We start from the raw sequence: 18,298 nt of genomic DNA, 5'->3' as shown, positions 1-18,298 counted from the left end.
AGGTTCCGTTTGCTGTTCTCCAAAGTTCTGATTGCCAACCGCGGCGAGATCGCCGTGCGTCTGGTGCGCGCGCTGCGCGACCTGGGTATTGCCAGCGTGGCAGTGCATGCGCGCGACGATGCGGCGGCGCTGCATGTGCAGCTGGCCGACACAGCAATCGCGCTCGATGCGACCGGGCCTTCGGCGTACCTCGATGTCGCGGCGCTCATCGCGGTGGCCAAGGCGCAGGGCTGCGATGCGGTGCACCCCGGCTATGGCTTTCTCAGTGAGCGTGCCGATTTCGCACAGGCCTGCGCGGACGCCGGCCTTGTCTTCATCGGCCCCACGCCGGAGCAGCTCGGCCTGTTCGGCGACAAGGCCCGCGCACGCGCACTGGCCACGCAATGCGACGTGCCCGTGATGCCTGGCAGCGCCGGCGCAGTGACGCTCGCACAGGCGCAGGCCTTCTTCGCCGAGCAGCATGCGCAGGGCGCGGGCGTGATGGTCAAGGCCATCGGCGGCGGTGGCGGGCGCGGCATGCGCGCGGTGCTGAACGCTGAAGAACTGCCCGAGGCGCATGCGCGCTGCATGTCCGAAGCCAAGGCCGCATTCGGCATCGAAGGCGTGTATGTCGAGCGGCTGATGCGCAATGCGCGGCACATCGAAGTGCAGGTGCTGGGCGACGGCCACGCCGTGGCCAGCCTCGGCGAGCGCGAGTGCACGCTGCAGCGGCGCTTTCAGAAACTGGTGGAGATCGCGCCGAGCCCTTCGCTGCCCGAGGCCTTGCGCGCGCAGGTCACGCAGGCTGCGTTGCGCATGGCGAAGACGGTGGGCTATCGCGGCCTCGGCACCTTCGAATTTCTGGTCGATGCGGCATCGACGACGCTGCCCTTCGTCTTCATCGAGGCCAACCCGCGCCTGCAGGTCGAGCACACGGTGACGGAAGCAGTGACGGGGCTGGATCTCGTGCAGTTGCAGATCGCCGTGGCAGCGGGGCAGTCGCTGGGCGAACTTGGTGTTGAACCCGATCGCACCGCACCGCAGCGCGGCTTTGCTGTGCAGTGGCGCATCAACGCGGAGACGCTGGATGCGCAAGGCAACGCGCGGCCTTCGGGCGGCACGCTCGCGCGCTTCGATCTGCCGGCAGGCCCCGGCGTGCGCGTTGACACGCACGGCTACGCGGGCCTTGCGCCTTCGCCGCACTACGACACGCTGCTCGCCAAGCTCATCGTGCATTCGCCGTCGCCGCGTTTCGAAGACGCGCTGCGCCGATCGCTGCGCGCGCTGGACGAATGCCATATCGACGGCATCGCCACGAACCTGTCGCTGCTGCGCGCCATCGCGGCGCGGCCCGAGTTTGCGACGCAGGCGGTGCATACGCGTTTCGTGGAGGCGCATCTGGGCGATCTGCTCGGGGCTGCGGCGGCGCTTGAAAAGCATTCAAAGAAGACGGTGGCGGTGCCCGCAGCACAAGCCGTTGTCACCGATGACGAATCGGACGAGCTGACCGTCAAGGCCCCGATGCCGGCCCGCCTCGTGCAGTTCGAAGTCGCCGTCGGCGACGTGCTGCCCGCCGGCGCGCAACTCGGCGTGCTCGAGGCCATGAAGATGGAACACCTGCTGCACGCACCGGTGGCCGGCCGCGTGGTCGCGCTGCTGGCCGAGCCCGGTGACTACCTGGTCGAAGGCCAGTCGCTGCTGCAGCTGGAAGCCGTCGATGCGCAGGCCGTCGAGGTCGAGGCTCGCGCCGAGCACGACCTGGACGCGATCCGCCCTGATCTGCAGAAGGTCATCGACCGCCACGCGCCCACGCTCGACGCCAACCGCAAGGCCGCCGTCGACAAGCGCCACGCACAGGGCGGCCGCACTGCGCGCGAGAACATCGCCGACCTGTGCGACACCGCAGCCGACCCCGGCAACTTCATCGAATACGGCGCGCTCGCCATCGCCGCGCAGACGCGGCGACGCACGCTCGAAGACCTGATCGCCAACACGCCCGCGGACGGCATGGTCACGGGCCTGGGCAGCATCAACGCGAAGCAGTTCGGCCCCGAGGTGTCGCGCTGCGCCGTGCTGGCCTACGACTACACCGTGCTGGCCGGCACGCAGGGCATGCGCAATCACCACAAGACCGACCGCCTGCTGGCGGTGGCGCATCAGCTCAAGCTGCCTGTCGTGCTGTTCGCCGAGGGCGGCGGTGGTCGTCCCGGCGACACCGACATGCCGATCGTCGCGGGCCTGAACAACCACACCTTCAGCCAGTTCGCGGCGCTGTCGGGCAAGGTGCCCGTGGTGGGCATCGTGCATGGGCGCTGCTTCGCGGGCAATGCGGCGCTGCTGGGGTGTGCCGACGTGATCATCGCCACCAAGGGCAGCAACATCGGCATGAGCGGCCCCGCGATGATCGAGGGCGGCGGGCTCGGCACCTTCGCGCCCGAGCAGATCGGGCCCAGCAGCGTGCAGTCGCGCAACGGCGTGATCGACATCCTGGTGGAAGACGAAGCTGCTGCCGTCGCTGCTGCGAAGCAATACCTGTCGTACTTCCAGGGCCCAACCACCGACTGGCACTGCGCCGACCCGCGCACGCTGCGCCATGTGGTGCCCGAGAACCGCCTGCGCGTGTACGACGTGCGCGCCGCGATGCGCGGCGTGGCCGACACCGGCTCGCTGCTCGAACTGCGCGCGGGTTTCGGCGCGGGCATCGTCACTGCGCTTGCGCGCATCGAGGGCAGGCCGGTCGGGCTGATGGCCAACAACCCGCACCACCTCGGCGGCGCGATCGATGTGGAAGCGGCCGACAAATCTGCGCGATTCATGCAGCTTTGCAATGCGCACGACCTTCCAATTGTTTCGTTGTGCGACACGCCCGGCTTCATGGTCGGGCCCGAAATCGAGGCGCAGGCACAGGTGCGTCATGTGTGCCGCATGTTCATGGTGGCTTCGCATCTGCGCGTGCCGTTCTTCGCCGTGGTGCTTCGCAAGGGCTACGGACTGGGCGCGCAGGCGATGACTGCGGGCGGCTTTGACGCACCGGTTTTCACCGTGGCCTGGCCCACCGGCGAATTCGGCGCGATGGGGCTGGAGGGTGCTGTGCGGTTGGGTTTTCGCAAGGAACTGGCCGCTGCACCCGAGGGTGCGGAGCGCGATGCGCTGTTCAAGAAACTCGTCGCGCAGCAGTATGCGAATGGCGAAGCGATCCACATGGCGCAAACGCTGGAAATCGACGCGGTGATCGATCCGGCCGAGACGCGCACCTGGTTGGTGCGTGGCTTGTCTTCTGCCACGAAGGGCTCGAGCGTTGCTGCTCCCTACGTAGACACTTGGTAACCCGGCCTTAGACCTCGTCACGCGCGGGGGAACAGTGGCTCCGTACACTGCGACGCTTTGCGCGCATGAAACTGGTTTCCATTTGGGCAGAGCGCCTGCGCGACGTGACCGTCGCGCACTGGGTGGCAGCCCTTTGCCTCGCAGTGCTGGCCGTCGGCGTGCAGGCTGTGACGCCCGACGACCATCCGCGGCAGCCCGCCGAGGCGCATTGGGTTGCGAGCTGGGCCGTGGCACCGGTCGATTTCACGGAGATGGCCGCAGCCCCCGGTGGTGCGAACTATTCGTCGCCTGCCGGCAATGACCTGCGCGGGCAGACACTGCGCCAGAAGGTTGAACTGTCGCTCGACGGCGAGCGCATCCGCATCCGCTTCTCGAACCGCTTCGGCAAGACACCGCTGCGCATTGCCGCCGCGAGCGCAGCACGCGGCACCGGCGCCGATGCGTTCTCGCCGGCCACGCTGCGCGTGCTGCGCTTCGGCGGCCGCACCACCATGACCGTTGCGCCCGGCGCGGACGCCTGGAGCGATGGCATCGACCTGCCGGTGCAGGCGGGCCAAACGGTGGTCGTGAGCGCCTTCTTCGACCGCACCACGCCGTTTGCCACTGTCTCCATGCTGGAGCCGGGCGCGACATGGGTAGCGCCCGGCAACGCAGTGATGGCACCGAAGCTGAAGAACCCCTCGCCGCTGGTGCTGAACCAGATCGTGACCGGGCTCGACGTGCTCACCACCAAGTCCGTGCGCACCGTCGTGGCCTTCGGCGACTCGATCACGATGGGCACCTCGGAGGGCAACTTCGGGGCCTACCCCGACATGTTGGCCACTCGCTTGCGTGATACGCAGCGCGAAGGGCAAGACGTTGCGGTGCTCAATGCCGGCATTGGCGGCAATCGCCTGCTGGCCAACGGACTGGGGCCCAGCGGCCTCTCCCGGTTCGAGCTCGATGCGCTGCGGCAGAGCAGCGTGACGCACGCGATCATCCTTATGGGCACCAATGACATCGGCCGCACCCTGTTCGCCAAGGTGCCGGGCGCCGAGCTGAAGCCGCGCGACATGCCGACGGCCGAGCGCATCACCGAGGGGTTGGAGCAACTGGTCAAGCAGGCCCGCGCCAAGGGCGTGAAGGTGCTGCTCGGCACCGTGCCGCCATTCAGGAACACGCCTTACTGGAGCGAGGGCAACGAGGCCATGCGCGAAGCCGTCAACCGCTGGATCCGCGGCCAGCAGGACATCGACGGCGTCGTCGATTTCGATGCGGCATTGCGCGACCCTGCGGACCCGAAGGCGCTGAATCCGCTGTTCGATTCGGGCGACCACCTGCACCCCAACAAGGCCGGCCATGCGGCGATGGCCACGGCCATCGATCTGCGCGAATTGCAGGAGTGAGCGCTCGCCGGGGCGCTCGAAGGCGCTCAAAGGCGAGTCACAGCTTTACACAAGACTCCGTGCATTGCTTACAGGCGGTTCACATGGGCTGGGCAGCATGAAGGCTCCTCCAACAACTCATGAGGAGTCCTTCATGAAAAAACTCGCATTGGCTCTTTCCGTCGGCGCTGCATCGCTTCTGTCGGTGGGCGCATTGACTGTTCCCACGGCCGCGCAGGCGCAACCCGTGGTCATACAGGTGGCGCCGCCCCCTCCGCGCTCCGAACGCGTGCCCCCGCCGCGCCGCGGCTATGTGTGGGCGCCGGGGCACTATGAGTGGCGCGGTGGGCGCCATGTATGGACCCGCGGCGTCTGGGTGCGTGCCCGTCCGGGCTATGCCTACCGTGCGCCGGAGTGGCGCGAGGAAGGCGGACGCTGGCAGTACAACGCAGGCCGCTGGGACCGTGACGGCGACGGCGTGCCGAACCGCTACGACCGTCGGCCGAACAACCCTAATCGCAACTGACGCTGAGCGGGATGCATGCCTCCAAAGTGGAGGCATGCTTTTTTCGGAGGCCTAGCGGAACACCACCGTGCGGTGCCCGTTCAGCAGCACGCGGTGCTCGCTGTGCCACTTCACTGCACGCGCCAGCACCTGGCTCTCGGTGTCGCGGCCGCGGGCCGTTAGGTCTTCCACGGTGTCGGTGTGGTCGGCGCGGGCCACGTCCTGCTCGATGATCGGGCCTTCGTCGAGGTCGGCCGTCACGTAGTGGGCGGTGGCACCGATCAGCTTCACGCCGCGGTCGTGTGCCTGGTAGTAGGGCTTGGCGCCCTTGAAGCTGGGCAGGAACGAGTGGTGGATGTTGATCGCGCGGCCGGCCAGGTTGCGGCACAGGTTGTCGCTCAGGATCTGCATGTAGCGCGCGAGCACCACGAGTTCGGCGCCTTCGGCCTCGATGATTTCAAGCTCCTTCGCCTCGGCCTGTGCCTTGGTCGCGGCCGTCATCGGGATGTGGTGGAAGGGCACGTTGTAGCTGGCGGCCAGCTGGTAGAAGTCGCGGTGGTTCGAGATGATGGCGCGCACGTCGATGGCGAGCAGGCCGCTCTTCCAGCGGAACAGCAGGTCGTTGAGGCAGTGGCCTTCCTTGCTGACGAGGATGACCGTCTTCATCGGCTCGGCGGCGGCGTGCAGTTGCAGCGTCATGCCGAAGCCGGCGGCGAAGGTCTTCAGCTCTTCGCGCAGCGTGGCTTCGCTGTGGTCGCCGCAGGCGAAGCGGACCCGCATGAAGAAAAGACCCGTGTCGTGGTCGTTGTACTGGGCGGCCTCTTCGATGTTGGCGCCGCGCTCGAGCAGGAAGCCCGACACGGCGTGCACGATGCCCGTCCGGTCGGGGCAGGAGAGGTTCAGGATATAGGCGGGCGAGGTAGGCGTAGAGGTCGTCATCAGGGCGTGATTGTCGCAGGGGTGCCAGAATCGCGATTTTCCTCGACCACATAACCGCAGGAGACACGCATGGCCTTCCAGGACTTCAACATGGACAACCAGTGGTTGCCCTTCACCCCCAACCGTCACTTCAAGAAAGACCCGCGGGTGTTCGTCGCGGCCGACGGCATGGAGTTCACCACGCACGACGGCAAGAAGGTGATCGACGGCATCTCGTCGCTGTGGTGCGTGGGTGCGGGCCATAACCGCAAGCCCATCAACGAGGCGATCAAGAAGCAGCTCGACACGCTCGACTACGCCACCGCCTTCCAGGTCAGCAACGACAAGGCCTTCAAGGCGGCCGAGATGATCGCCTCGCTTGCGCCCGGCGATCTCAACAAGGTGCTGTTCTGCAACTCGGGCTCCGAAGCTGCCGACACTTCGATGAAGGTGGCCCTGGCCTATCACCGCGCGCGCGGCGAAGGCCACCGCAACGTGTTCATCGGCCGCGAGAAGGGCTACCACGGCGTGGGCTTCGGCGGCATGTCGGTGGGCGGCATTCCGGGCAACCGCAAGGTGTTCGGCTCGGCCTTTTTGCCGCGCGTGGACCACATGCGCTTCATCCATGACCCGGTGAACCACGCCTACATCCACAACGAGGAGCCGGTGTGGGCCGAAGACCCGCTGGTCGAGCTCGAAACCCGCATCCTGCCGCTGCACGACCCGAGCAACATCGCCGCGATCATCGTGGAGCCCGTGGCCGGTTCGGCCGGCTGGTACCTGCCGCCCAAGGGCTACCTGAAGCGCCTGCGCGAGATCTGCGACAAGCACGGCATCCTGCTGATCTTCGACGAGGTCATCACGGGCTTCGGCCGCATGGGCACCAACTTCGCGTCCGACTACTTCGGCGTGGTGCCCGACATGCTGAACTTCGCCAAGTGCGTGACCAACGGCGTCATTCCGCTGGGCGGCGTGATCTGCCGCGACAAGCTCTACGACGCGATGATGAAGACCGACGCGCCCGAGCACGTGGTCGAGTTCTTCCACGGCTACACCTACTCGGGCCACCCGGTGGCCTGCGCAGCGGCCATTGCCACGCTCGATCTCTTCAAGGGAGAAAACCTGTTCGCGCGCGCCGGTGAAATGGGCAAGGTGCTGGGCAATGCCTTCCACAGCGCCTTCAAGGGCCTGCCCAACGTCATCAGCATCCGCAGCCTCGGCCTTGCCGCGGCGGTGGAGCTCGCGCCCATCGCGGGCACGCCGGGCAAGCGCGCTTATGAAATCTTCCTCGACTGCTTCCACAAGGGCGCGCTGGTGCGGCCAGCGGGCGACGTGCTGGTGATTGCGCCGCCGTACATCGTGGAGAAGTCGCACATCGACACGCTGGTGAACACGCTGGCGGATTCGATCAAGGCACACGCCTGAGCGGGAAGGCAGCGCCGGCGTGAGCCGGAGATCGATGTCCGGATACGGCGAGTGAAGGCGGCAGGGAACGCGCAACATGTGAATGTTCGCGGCCCTGCCGCCTTCTCTTTTGTGAGGACACGATCATGAAGCTGCAACTGAGCCATCTGGCTTCGCCGATGGGCGAACTTCTGCTGGTCACCGACGCTGCCGGTGCCATTCATGCGCTGGATTTCGCGGACCATCGCGCCCGCCTGCATCGCCTCCTGCGGGAACTTCACGACAAGGTGGAGCTGACCGAAGGCGCCGCGCCGCAAACGGTGGCCGATGCCCTCGATCGCTACTTCAACGGCGATCTCACGGCCATCGAAACGCTGCCCGTCGCAAGGCTGGGCAACGCGTTGCAGCAGCAGGTCTGGGAGGCGCTTCGCCGCATTCCTGCAGGCCGCACGACCAGCTATGGTGAACTGGCGAAGCAGCTCGGCTTCGACGATCCGCGCGCGGCCATCGATGTCGGTGCCGCCAACGGGTCGAATCCGATCAGCATCGTCGTGCCGTGCCACCGTGTGATCGGCAAGAACGCAGACCTCAAGGGCTACGCCGGCGGTGTCTTCCGCAAGCGGCATTTGCTGCAGCACGAAGGCGCGCTGCCGGCTTCCGACGCGAAGCCCCGAGGCGAAACCGTGGTGCCCGAGACGATTCAACTCGCGTTCTGAACCACGGCGCCGCACGCCGTCGGGATCGACCCGGGCCCGGGTTGGCCCTTTTTCATTTCTACCGGTTCCCGGGATACCTCCTACCGGTTCCCGGGATACCGGCCGTGGCCGTCGATCCCTAGCATCCCCTCCCGAAACGTAGCACTTATGAGTTCATCAAGTGCGTCTTCCAGAGAGGGACCGTCATGCAACGCGTATTTCTTATGGCACTGGTGTGTGCGCCTTTGGCTGCGCTCGCCAACAACGTCGGCGAGAACGCCGCATGGCAGTTCCAGACCAGCACCGACAAGGTGAACCAGGCCGCGATCCAGGACATGATCCGCAAGCAGAAGAGTGGCTACTACTCGGCGCCGGTCTACAACACGACCAACAACATCGGTCGCCAGTACAACTGCAACGTCTCCGCGACCTCCACGGGCAACGACGGCAACAACAGCACGGTCGCGAATTCGCCTTCCACTTCGGGCGCGACTTCGAATGCCTCGGGCAATGACAGCCGCACCGCGGTAGGCACCCTCGGCGGCGCGACGGTAGGCACCACGCAAGCCAACTCCGGCGCGGTCGGCTCGGCCATCGTGGGCGGCACCAGCACGCAGGTGCAGGGCGCGGCCAACCAGGCCCTGAACTCGAATCAGAGCAACTCGGGTGCGCAGACCGCGAGCGTCGGCGGCAGCTCGGCGTGCGCGTTCGGCGTGCTCAATTGAACGGGGCAAGCGACATGCAATACCCCATCACCCGCACCTTCGCGCTCGCAGCCATCGCCACGGTGGCGCTCGCCGGTTGCGTCTCCGCTCCGCAGCAACGCTTTGCGCCCAACGAGGCACCCGTGGTGCTCGGCCCCTCGGTGCGCGACAACATCACGCCGATGGAGGCGGTGCTCGCCTGCTACGCCGACCACATCGCGGCCACGCGGCGTCCGCCCATCGTCATCGGCGTGGGCGACGTGAAGGACTACACCGGCAAGTACAGCATCAACGAAGGCAACGCGATCACGCAGGGCGGCGCGCTGATGGTGTATTCGGCACTCGGCAAGCTCGGCGGCGCGGTGAGCATCGCCGAGCGCTTCGACCCGGTGATCGCCGAGCGCGAGCTCGCGTACGCCGACCGCCGCCAGCTCGGTGACGGCCGCACGCACCAGGTCGGCGGACCCAACGGCGGCCAGGCGGTGCCGTGGCTGCCGTACTTCGGCGGCACGATCAACAAGTCCGATTACTTCATCGTTGGCGGCATCACCGAGCTCAACTACAACATCAACTCGGGCGGCGCGGAGTTCGCGGTGAACCAGGTGGGCGTGAAGGCGCGCACCTTCAGCCAGTCGGTGAGCGTGGACCTGCGCATCGTCGACACCAAGTCGCTGATGGTGGTGCGCACGGTGAGTCTCACCAAGCAGTTCAATGGCTACGAAGTGGGCCTGAACGTGTTCCGCTTCTTCGGCAGCAAGCTGTACGACGTGGACATCGGCGCCAAGGGCCAGGAGCCGGTGCAGATGGGCGTGCGCGCGGCGCTCGAAGAAGGCGTGGTGCGGCTCATGGCGGCCGTCACGCAGGTCGACCACCGGCCTTGCATGACGATGCGCCCGGGCGCCGGCGAGCAGATTCCGGTCGTGCCCGCGGCCGACCTGCGCAAGGTCGACAACCCGGGCGATGCCACCGTGGGCGGCGCGGCCGTGACCTCGCCCGTGGTGCAGAGCGGCGTGGCCGTCAATGCCGCGGGGCAGGGCGGCGCGCGCCTCACGGGCACGGCGACGCAGGTGTCCTTCGACTTCGGCGCGACCACGCTCGGCGGCAGCTCGCTTGCGCTGATCGACCAGATCGCTGGCCTGGCCAAGAAGGGCTCGACCGACATCGTGCTGGTGGCGCGCGACACCGAGAACTGGGACGCCCGCAAGCGCGACGAGCTCACCGACCAGCGCATCGCTGCCGTCACCTCGGCCCTTGCCAACCGCGGCGTGGCGCCGGGCGCCATCAGCCTCACGTGGCGGCCCGATGCCGCCGACACGTCGATCCACCGCGACGGCCCGGGCCTGCAGGAGATCGCCAAGCTGCGCATCGGCAGCGCGGTGGTCGGCGGCGCGGCGCCTGCTTCTTCCCCTTCTGCCTCTTCTTCCGACAGCGCCGTCAAGGGCGACTGAGCTGCCGTTCCGCGCGCATCGCGCATCCACTTTCCGACCCAGACCGCTTCCACAACATCCGAGGAGTCACGCCATGAACGCACGCAAGATCCAGAGCCGGGCCGCACGCGCGCCCATGTTCAGCCGCAGCAGCATCGGCACGGCCGTCGCGATGGCGCTGATTGCAGCAGCCTCCGGCGCACAAGCCGCGGAGACCTCGGTCGACGCTGCCTACAACGGCATCGCCACCGGCACGCCGACGGTGAACTCGGACATCAACAACACCGGGGCCGTCAACGCCACCATCACCGGCGCCACCGTGGGCACGACCTCCACCGGCACGCCGCTGAATCCCAACCCGGTGGCGATGAGCACCAGCGGCAACCTGGTCGGCGCGAGCGCCACCGGCAACAGCTTTGCCAACAGCATCCAGCCGGCGCCCGGCACGCCGGTGAACAACGCCGCCACGCTGGGCGTGGCGACCAACACCGGCGTGATCAACAGCGCAGTGAGCAGCAGCAAGCTGGCAGTGGAATCGAGCACGTTGCAGACCGGCAGCGTGGTCAACGCGGACAACACCATCTCGGCCACCACCACGCTCAACAGCGGCAGCTCGATGGTCTCGGGCGCCGCCGCGGTCGGCGCCTCGCCGCAGGCCGGCACCTCGGTGCTGACCTATCCGGCGGGCGCACCGCTGTTCGATGCCAAGGGCAACATCGTGGTGACCTCGCTGCAGTCGGCCACGGGCGCGAGCTCCAGCGCGCAGGTGCTGGGCAACACGGTCGACCTGATGCTGACGGCGAGCCCGGGCATCACGCTGACCACCGCTGCCGTGCTCGAACGCAATTCGATCTCGGCGGTGCTCAAGGCCAACAGCGCCACCAGCTCGGCCGAAATCCAGTCGGGCGGCGCGCCGGCTTTCGCGGGCTCGGCGGTGGTCGCGAACCTGCAGGCGAACGGCAACGGCATCCTCGCCGCCACGCACAGCGCAACCAATACGGGCTCGGTGATCACGGGCCTCGTGAGCGGCGTGCCTGCCGGCGGCTCCAACGTGCTGCAGGGCTCGCTGTCGGTGCAGGGCAATTCGATCTCCAGCGCGGCCACGGGCAACGAGGCGCTGGGCGCCACCGCCGGCACGGCGGGCAACCGCATCCTGATCGACGACGTGACGATTGCGGGCACCGGCACGGCAGCCACCGCGGCCAACAACAGCATCCACAACGGCGTGGGCGTGACCAGCAACGTCAACAGCGACCTGGCCATCGTCAACAGCCAGGGCAACATCGGCGTGACCACCTTCGCCCAGACCGCGGGCGCACAGATCCTGGCCGGCGTGCAGTCGAGCAAGAACAGCCAGATCACGCTCGCGGACAACAGCATCACGGCGGACGCCACCGGCAACACGGCGTCGAGCGCGATCGCCAGCGGCAAGAACGCGGCTTCGTTCACCGGCACGGCGGCGGTGTCGAACCAGCAGGCCAACTCGGCGGCGCCGCTGACGGCGTTCCTGCTCCCGTCGGTCATCTCGGCGAAGACGGGCGAGTCGCCCGGCACGGGGCAGACCAGCGGCAGTTCGGTCACCGTGTCCGGCAACACATCGGCGGCCACCGCGCAGGGCAACCAGATCACGCAGAGCCTGGCGATCCAGGCAGCCACGGTGGCGCTGGGCAACGGCAACGCCGTGCTCACGGGCGGCACCAACTCCGACGGGCGCGTGTCCGCCAGCGGCGCGGCGACGCTCACCAACCTGCAGGGCAACTACAACGGCAGTGGCCCCGCGGCGCTCAACTTCGGCTCGCAGATCCTGCTGACCGCCAGCGGCGGCGGCGCACCGGTCGCGAACAACACGCTGGCGCTGACCGACAACCGGCAGGAAGCCGTGGCGCTCGGCAGCGGGGCCACCAACACGCTCACGCTCAGCGGCAACTCGGTCGGCACGGGCGCGGGCATCGCGAGCGTGCAGATGTCCGATGCGACTTCCGGTGCCGGCGCGGCGCTGTTCGCTCCTGAAGCGCGCATCACGGTGAACGGCAACCTCACGGGCGGCTCGGTCGCGCTCACCGACAACCTGCAGCGCGCCATTGCCTACGGCAACTCGGCGACGAACACGCTGGGCGTGAGCACGGGCAACCTGGCCGCGGCGCCAGGCCCGTTCCTGGGTACGCCGGCCTCGACCGTCACGGTCGATGTGCTCAGCGGACTGCCGTTCAGCAACGCGGCCGGCGCCCTGCCGACGGTGACTGCGGCCTACGGCATCCTGAACGACCAGTCGGTGCAGGGGAACATCGGCAGCTCGGCGACCGGCTCCAACACCTTTGCGGCGAACGTCAACGGCAATGTCTCGGGCGCCAGCGTCGCGAACAGCGACAACGCCTTCGTCGCAGCCACCTACGGCAACGACGCAGCCAGCGGCGTGACGCTGGGCCTGAACAACGTGAGCGGCTCGAATGCCTCGATCGCCAACGTCACCAACACGCAGGCTGTGGCGGGCACCAACACCGTCATCTCTGCCATCGCGGCCGGCGGCATCGTGGCGCGCACCACGGTCACGGGCACGCTGAGCAACGGCTCGGTGTCCAGTTCGGACAACGCGGCGCAGGCGCTGGCCTACGGCAGCCGCGCCACCGGCAACACGGTGAAGCTGACGGGCAACAACATCGACACCTCCGGCCTCTCGCTGGCGGGTGCGACGCTGACGGGCAACGTGCTCGCCACCACCGCCGCCTTCAGCGTGCAGAACGCGCAGTCGGGCCAGGGCACGGTGTCGGCGCAGCGCAGCGGCGGGCCTGAAGTGCAGACCACCGTCACCGGCGCCATCAGCAACTCGAAGGTGGACGCCAGCGGCAACACCACGCTGGCCGGCGCGACCAGCAACAGCGCCGTCAACGGCGTGAGCGTGGATGCGGTCGGCGTCTCGACCACCACTGCAGTGCAGAACCTTCAGCTCACCAGCGCCGTGGTCAGTTCGCTGACCGGGCAGGAAGGCGCGCTGCTCAACAACAAGGACGGCGTGCAGTTGGTGCTGGGCGGCGCGAGTATCCAGAACTCGCAGGTCGCTGTCGACGGCAACGCCGCCGGCGGTTCGGCCACGGGCAACGCTGCCGTCAATCGCATCGACGTGAAGGGCAACACCATCGCCGTGGGCGACGGCTTGCCGCTTGCCGGTGCGACCAGCCTCGCGGGCCTGGCAGGTGCGGTCGGCGACCATGCGCTGTCGAGCATCCAGCTGGTGACGAGCCCGACGATCTCTTCCAAGGTGGCGGCCGCCTTCGGTGTCGACACGGCGGTCGGCGCGGTGATCACCGGATCGACGCTGAGTGCCTCCGGCAACACGCAAAGCGCGAAGACCGTGGCCAACACGGGCAGCAACGCCATCACGCTCGCGGCCACCGATGTGTCGGCCCGCTCCGCGCTGCTGTCTGCACAGGGCAGCACGGCGGCGGTGGAGTCGCGCTCGTTCATGCAGGCCTTTGCGCCGGCCTCGGTGACGGGCTCGTCGGTGAAGCTCTCGAACAACAGCAACTCGGCGCTGAGCGTGATCAACGACGTGGACAACAAGGTCGCCGTTGCGGGCGGCTCGTCTGTCGCATCCCTCGTTCCCGCGATCATTCTTCAGGGGGCGTTGCCCGGCAACACCGCGGCGCTGGGCGACCAGGTGCTGGTGAACCGCCAGTCGGCCGGAACCTCGGCCACCAGCACCGCCGACACCGCGATCTACAACGAAGACAGCCTGGTGCCCGCCAACGCAGGCCTGGTCAACAGCAGCTTCACCGCCTCGGGCAACTCGACGTCCTCGGAAGCAGCGGCCAACCGCGCTACCAACGCTGCCTCGCTGACCGGCGGCGCATCGCAGTCGGCCAAGACTGCGGTGCTGAATGCGCAGGACAGCAACGCAACCGTGGCAGCCAACGCCAACAACGTGACCAGGCTCACGTTGACCGGCCCCAACGCGCTCACCGGCAGCAGCGCCACGCTCGACGGCAACATCACCAGCGCAGCCGCCACCGGCAGCGCTGCCACCAACAGCATCGACGTGAAGAGCAGCACCATCGCCGGCAGCACGCCGCTGCCGGCCGTGGCTGCAGCCGGCCCGGCGCTGTTGGTGACAGTGACGGCCGACCACGCACTGGCCAACGTGCAGATGGGCACCGGGCCCGTGTCGGCCACCGCGACGGGCATCGTGGGCATCGACACGGCACCGGCATCCATCGTCGGTACCTCGACGCTGGGCGTGACGAACAACGGCCAGAGCGCGAAGGCCGTGGCCAACACGGCGCTCAACAGCGTGACGCTCGCGGGCTCCAACGTTGGCGCGCGCTCGGCGCTGCAGTCGACGCAGTCGGGCACCGCTGCGGTGACGGCAACGTCCACGCTGGAGCTGTTTGCACCGGCCGCATCCACCGCCTCGACAGTGCGTCTCTCGGGCAACAGCAATACGGCGCTGGGCGTGATGAACGATGCGACCAACACGCTGAGCGTGAGCGCGGTCAACACCCTGCCGCCGGGCGCGACGGGTTCTGCCACGCTGAACGAGACCGGCAGCGCCGACAACGTGGTGGCCACCGGCGACCACGTGCTGTCGAACCGCCAGTCGGCCGCATCGACCGTCAGCAGCACGGCCAATACGTCGATCCACAACGACGACAACGCCGCACCCACGCCGGGGCTGATCAACGGCGCGCTCACCATCTCGGGCAACAGCACCTTTGCAGAGGCTTCGGCCAACCGCGCGACCAACACCGCCACGGTGGCGAGCAGCGCGACGCAGGGGGCCAGCGTCGGCATCGTCAATGTGCAGGGCAGCACGGCCGGCGTGACGGCGACGGCCAGCACGGTGGCGAATGCGACGCTGGCGGGCGCGGTGCCGCTCAACGGCAGCAGCGTCTCGCTCGACGGCAACACCACCGTTGCCCTGGCGCGCGGCAATGCGGCGACCAACGTGCTCGAATCCAGCGGCGGCAGCAGCTACGGCGGCGCGGCGACGGTGGGTTCGTCGAGCCTGGTCGGCACGCCGCTGGCGCTGAACGTCGGTGCGAGCGCGGCCATCCTCAACAGCCAAAACAACTCGGGCGCGGTGTCGGCAACCAGCGTGGGCACGAGCTACCAGGTGGCGCTCAACAGCACCGGGGCTGGCGTGTCGAGCGGCTCGGTCGGCGTCACGGGCAACGCGCTGGCGGCGCAGGCTGTCGGCAACAGCGCAACCAACCGCTTGACGCAGACGGCGCTGAACACCGGCGCGCCGAGCGCGGCCATCGGCAACTACCAGGTCAACACCGGCGCAGTGACGGCCACGGTGACGAGCGTGAACTTCGGGGTCGGCGTGTCGGGCGCTGTGGGCAACAGCACGCTGCGCACCACGGGCAACCAGATCACGGCATCGGCCACGGGCAACTCGGCGGTGTCGGCGATTACCTCGCGCTGAGCTGCTGCGTACCGAAAGAAAAAGCCGCGGGCCTTTGGGCTCGCGGCTTTTTTCTTGTCGATGGGGCGCTCAGGCTTTCGGTTGCGGTCTTGCCTGCCGCTTGAACTCTGCGCAGTAGTCTTTTTCGGGCAGGGGCGGTGTCCGCCATGTGCGGTCGTAGTCGCCCGCCACCGCTTCGGGCGAAGGAGCAGCCGGCGCGGCCATCAACCGCACCGTGGCGATCTTGACGTCGTCGGGCAGGTGCTGCGGCACGCCGAGCGTGCGCACGACGTGGCCGGCTCCGGCGATCAGCAGCACCGTCTGGCCCGGTCGTTTCGCCTTGACGATGGCCTGCGCCATCGCGCGGTCGCGGCCCACCTGGATGCGCGTCATCGGGACGATCTGCGACTCTGGGAGCATCCTGCAGTGGCCATCGCGCACGGCGTCCTGCTGCGCGGTGTAGGCCTCGCCGTTGAGCTGCACGTCGAGCGAGACGTCGGCCATGGCGTCTTTCATGCGGACGCGCGGCAGGTTGGCGCCGACCACGGGCACGCCCGCGCGCACGGCGGCCATCACGGCGGGGCCGTAGCTGGCCCAGGGCCAGGCCTTGTCGCTCCAGTCGAGGGCGGCCTGCACCTGGGCCTCGGTGGCGGTGGGCGTGAGCTGCGCGGTGCTACGGCCTTCCTCGGCCATCTCGAGCGCCAGCGCGGCGAGGTGGCCGCGCGCGACCAGCGCCTCGACGGTTTCGCGTTCGATGACATGGTGCTCGGGCGCGTCGTGCTGCTCGCCGAGCAGCAGGGCATCGATCGGCTGGAGCGCTGCGACGCGGCGTGCGATGGGCGCGTCGGGCGCATCGGCGCCGGAAGAGGACAGCGCCGAACAGCCCGTGAACGCGGTGGCGGCGAGCAGGGGGAACAGCAGGAATCGGGAGGCCCGGGTGGGCCAGTTTGGAGGAGGCATCGCGCCATCGTATGCCCTCGGCACACGCGCGCAGTGCCGTCCATTTCCTCCTGTGCCTGTCGTCCGCGCGCTGGCCGCGCGGACGCCGCCGAAGTTTCGGTGGATTTACCGCTGCACACCTCTGAAACTTTTAACTGACAGCCTGCTAATTTTTTACTAAGTCTTTGGGTTTACTCGGCCCGTCGCGAACAAGTCATACCAAAGGCCACATGTGACTCGCGATACGGGCCGGATATCCATCTATCCGGGAGTTCAATTTCCGACACTTACGGGGTAGATATGAATAACTTGAGACTCGGTGGCGCCATTGCCACGGCCCTGGTGGCGCTTGCCGTGCTGCCGCTCCAGTCCGCACACGCCACGACTGCCACCACGACCTTCAAGGTGACGGCCACGGTGCTCAGTTCCTGCGCCATGGCCACGCCCGACACGCTCGCGTTCGGAAGCTTCACCCCGGGCACTGCGCTCACCGGCGCGACCTCGTTCACCGTGCAGTGCACCTACGGCACCACCTACTCGCTGGGCATGAGCGCAGGCACCAGCGGCTCGGTGACGGCCCGGACCATGACGAGCGCCACGGCGACGAGCGGCTACAACAGCCTGTCGTACGGTCTCTACAAGGACTCCTCGTATGCGACCAACTGGAGCAACAGCACGACGGGGTCGGACTACACCGGCACAGGTTCGGCCGTGACCCATACGGTCTACGGCAAGGTCCCGGCCGCCCAGTACGCAGTGGCGCCCGCAACGGACTACACCGACACGATCACCCTGACGCTCACCTACTGAGCGTTCACGGTCCATGTCCCTCGATTGGGCTATGCGTCAGCTCCTGGCGCGCGCGGCGATCATCCTCGGTTCGGCGGCGGCGATGGCCATCTCGGCCGTTCCTGTCGACGTTCGGGCCGCGAGCATCCAGATCGCGCCGGTCCGCGTCGTGCTGCAGCCCAACCGGCCGGTCGCTTCGCTGGTCGTGACCAACGACGGTGCCAGCGAGATCTCGATGCAGGCCGAGGTCATGAGCTGGGCGCAGAAGGATCAGCAGGATGTCTATGCGCCTACGCGCGAGGTGCTGGTCAATCCGGCGATCTTCCGGATTCCGGCCAATGGCCGGCAGATCGTGCGCCTCGGCCTGCAGGTGCCCGCGCTGGCCGATGAGCGCAGCTACCGCATCTTCCTGAGGCAGCTGCCGCGCGACAAGGCGCTGCCAACGGGGACCGAGGGGGCGGGCGCTGAATTGCAGACGCTGCTGCAACTGGTCTTGCCGATCTTCGTGCCTCCTTCGTCCCCTGCGGGAGCGCCTTCGGTTGCGTGGCATCTGAGCGCGTCGGCGCTGACCATCGACAACCTGGGGCGCGAGCACATCCAGATCACGCAAGTCACCGTGCGCCATGCGGATGGCAGCGAACTCTTGCGTCAGCGGATGTCGGTCTACGTGCTGCCGCAGCAAAGCGCAAGGCTGCCGGTCGTGCTGCCTTCGCTGCCGCCGGGCGCCAGACTCCAGCTCGAGGCGCAGGCGGACTCCGAAGTGCCGCTGCCCCCCGTCTTCCTGCAAGTTCCCGGTGCGACGGCTGCAGCAGCTCAGTAGCCTGGTCGCTTTCGCTTGCTGGCTGC

General features: G+C 67.9%; 12 protein-coding genes. 10 read left to right on the top strand and 2 right to left on the bottom strand.

Annotation, left to right across the window (positions count from 1 at the left end; genetic code table 11):
* Nucleotides 1-12 precede the first annotated feature (12 nt).
* From ACTG4X_RS31750 to ACTG4X_RS31740, 3 genes are all read left to right on the top strand, one after another.
* Entirely contained in the window at nt 13-3,306 is a 3,294-nt protein-coding gene (locus ACTG4X_RS31750; protein ID WP_440534447.1) for a carboxyl transferase domain-containing protein, read from the top strand.
* A 65-nt stretch (nt 3,307-3,371) separates the two neighbouring features.
* Nucleotides 3,372-4,691, top strand: a complete 1,320-nt coding sequence (locus tag ACTG4X_RS31745) for an SGNH/GDSL hydrolase family protein (RefSeq protein ID WP_354339396.1) — start codon at nt 3,372-3,374, stop codon at nt 4,689-4,691.
* Nucleotides 4,692-4,824: 133 nt separating this feature from the next.
* On the top strand, nt 4,825-5,196 hold the full coding sequence (locus ACTG4X_RS31740) for a YXWGXW repeat-containing protein (RefSeq protein ID WP_093057657.1): 372 nt from the start codon (nt 4,825-4,827) through the stop codon (nt 5,194-5,196).
* 51 nt (nt 5,197-5,247) lie between these two features.
* Here ACTG4X_RS31740 and purU read toward each other — a convergent pair whose 3' ends face one another.
* Nucleotides 5,248-6,114 (bottom strand): formyltetrahydrofolate deformylase, encoded by an 867-nt coding sequence (gene purU / locus ACTG4X_RS31735; RefSeq protein WP_093057656.1) that lies wholly within the window; start codon nt 6,112-6,114, stop codon nt 5,248-5,250.
* Between the two features lie 69 nt (nt 6,115-6,183).
* On the opposite strand from purU, the gene ACTG4X_RS31730 reads away from it, so the two are divergent.
* The 5 genes from ACTG4X_RS31730 (at nt 6,184) to ACTG4X_RS31710 (ending at nt 15,745) form a co-directional block, all read left to right on the top strand.
* A complete protein-coding gene (locus ACTG4X_RS31730) occupies nt 6,184-7,518 on the top strand; it encodes an aminotransferase class III-fold pyridoxal phosphate-dependent enzyme (protein ID WP_440532825.1) in 1,335 nt (444 codons plus the stop codon).
* A gap of 125 nt (nt 7,519-7,643) precedes the next feature.
* Nucleotides 7,644-8,213 carry a methylated-DNA--[protein]-cysteine S-methyltransferase gene (locus ACTG4X_RS31725; protein ID WP_440532824.1) on the top strand — a complete coding sequence of 190 codons (570 nt, stop codon included), beginning with the start codon at nt 7,644-7,646 and terminating at the stop codon, nt 8,211-8,213.
* Between the two features lie 185 nt (nt 8,214-8,398).
* Nucleotides 8,399-8,917, top strand: a complete 519-nt coding sequence (locus ACTG4X_RS31720; RefSeq protein WP_256216883.1) for a hypothetical protein — start codon at nt 8,399-8,401, stop codon at nt 8,915-8,917.
* 14 nt (nt 8,918-8,931) lie between these two features.
* Nucleotides 8,932-10,344, top strand: a complete 1,413-nt coding sequence (locus tag ACTG4X_RS31715) for a CsgG/HfaB family protein (protein ID WP_440532823.1) — start codon at nt 8,932-8,934, stop codon at nt 10,342-10,344.
* A 73-nt stretch (nt 10,345-10,417) separates the two neighbouring features.
* Nucleotides 10,418-15,745: a beta strand repeat-containing protein gene (locus ACTG4X_RS31710; RefSeq protein WP_440532822.1), complete on the top strand. Its 5,328-nt coding sequence runs from the start codon at nt 10,418-10,420 to the stop codon at nt 15,743-15,745.
* A gap of 69 nt (nt 15,746-15,814) precedes the next feature.
* Here the strand turns inward: ACTG4X_RS31710 and ACTG4X_RS31705 are convergent, their stop codons facing one another.
* Nucleotides 15,815-16,684: a ChaN family lipoprotein gene (locus tag ACTG4X_RS31705; RefSeq protein WP_440532821.1), complete on the bottom strand. Its 870-nt coding sequence runs from the start codon at nt 16,682-16,684 to the stop codon at nt 15,815-15,817.
* Between the two features lie 279 nt (nt 16,685-16,963).
* Between ACTG4X_RS31705 and ACTG4X_RS31700 the strand changes: the two genes are divergently transcribed.
* On the top strand, nt 16,964-17,473 hold the full coding sequence (locus ACTG4X_RS31700) for a Csu type fimbrial protein (RefSeq protein WP_093059963.1): 510 nt from the start codon (nt 16,964-16,966) through the stop codon (nt 17,471-17,473).
* Between the two features lie 31 nt (nt 17,474-17,504).
* Nucleotides 17,505-18,272, top strand: coding sequence for a fimbrial biogenesis chaperone (locus ACTG4X_RS31695; protein WP_440532820.1), 768 nt, complete (start codon nt 17,505-17,507; stop codon nt 18,270-18,272).
* Nucleotides 18,273-18,298: the final 26 nt, after the last annotated feature.

The organism is Variovorax sp. YR566 (assembly GCF_051992195.1).
GTDB lineage: Bacteria > Pseudomonadota > Gammaproteobacteria > Burkholderiales > Burkholderiaceae_C > Variovorax.
The sequence above is the reverse complement of the archived record's forward strand: the minus strand, read 5'-3'. Positions and strand labels throughout refer to the sequence as shown.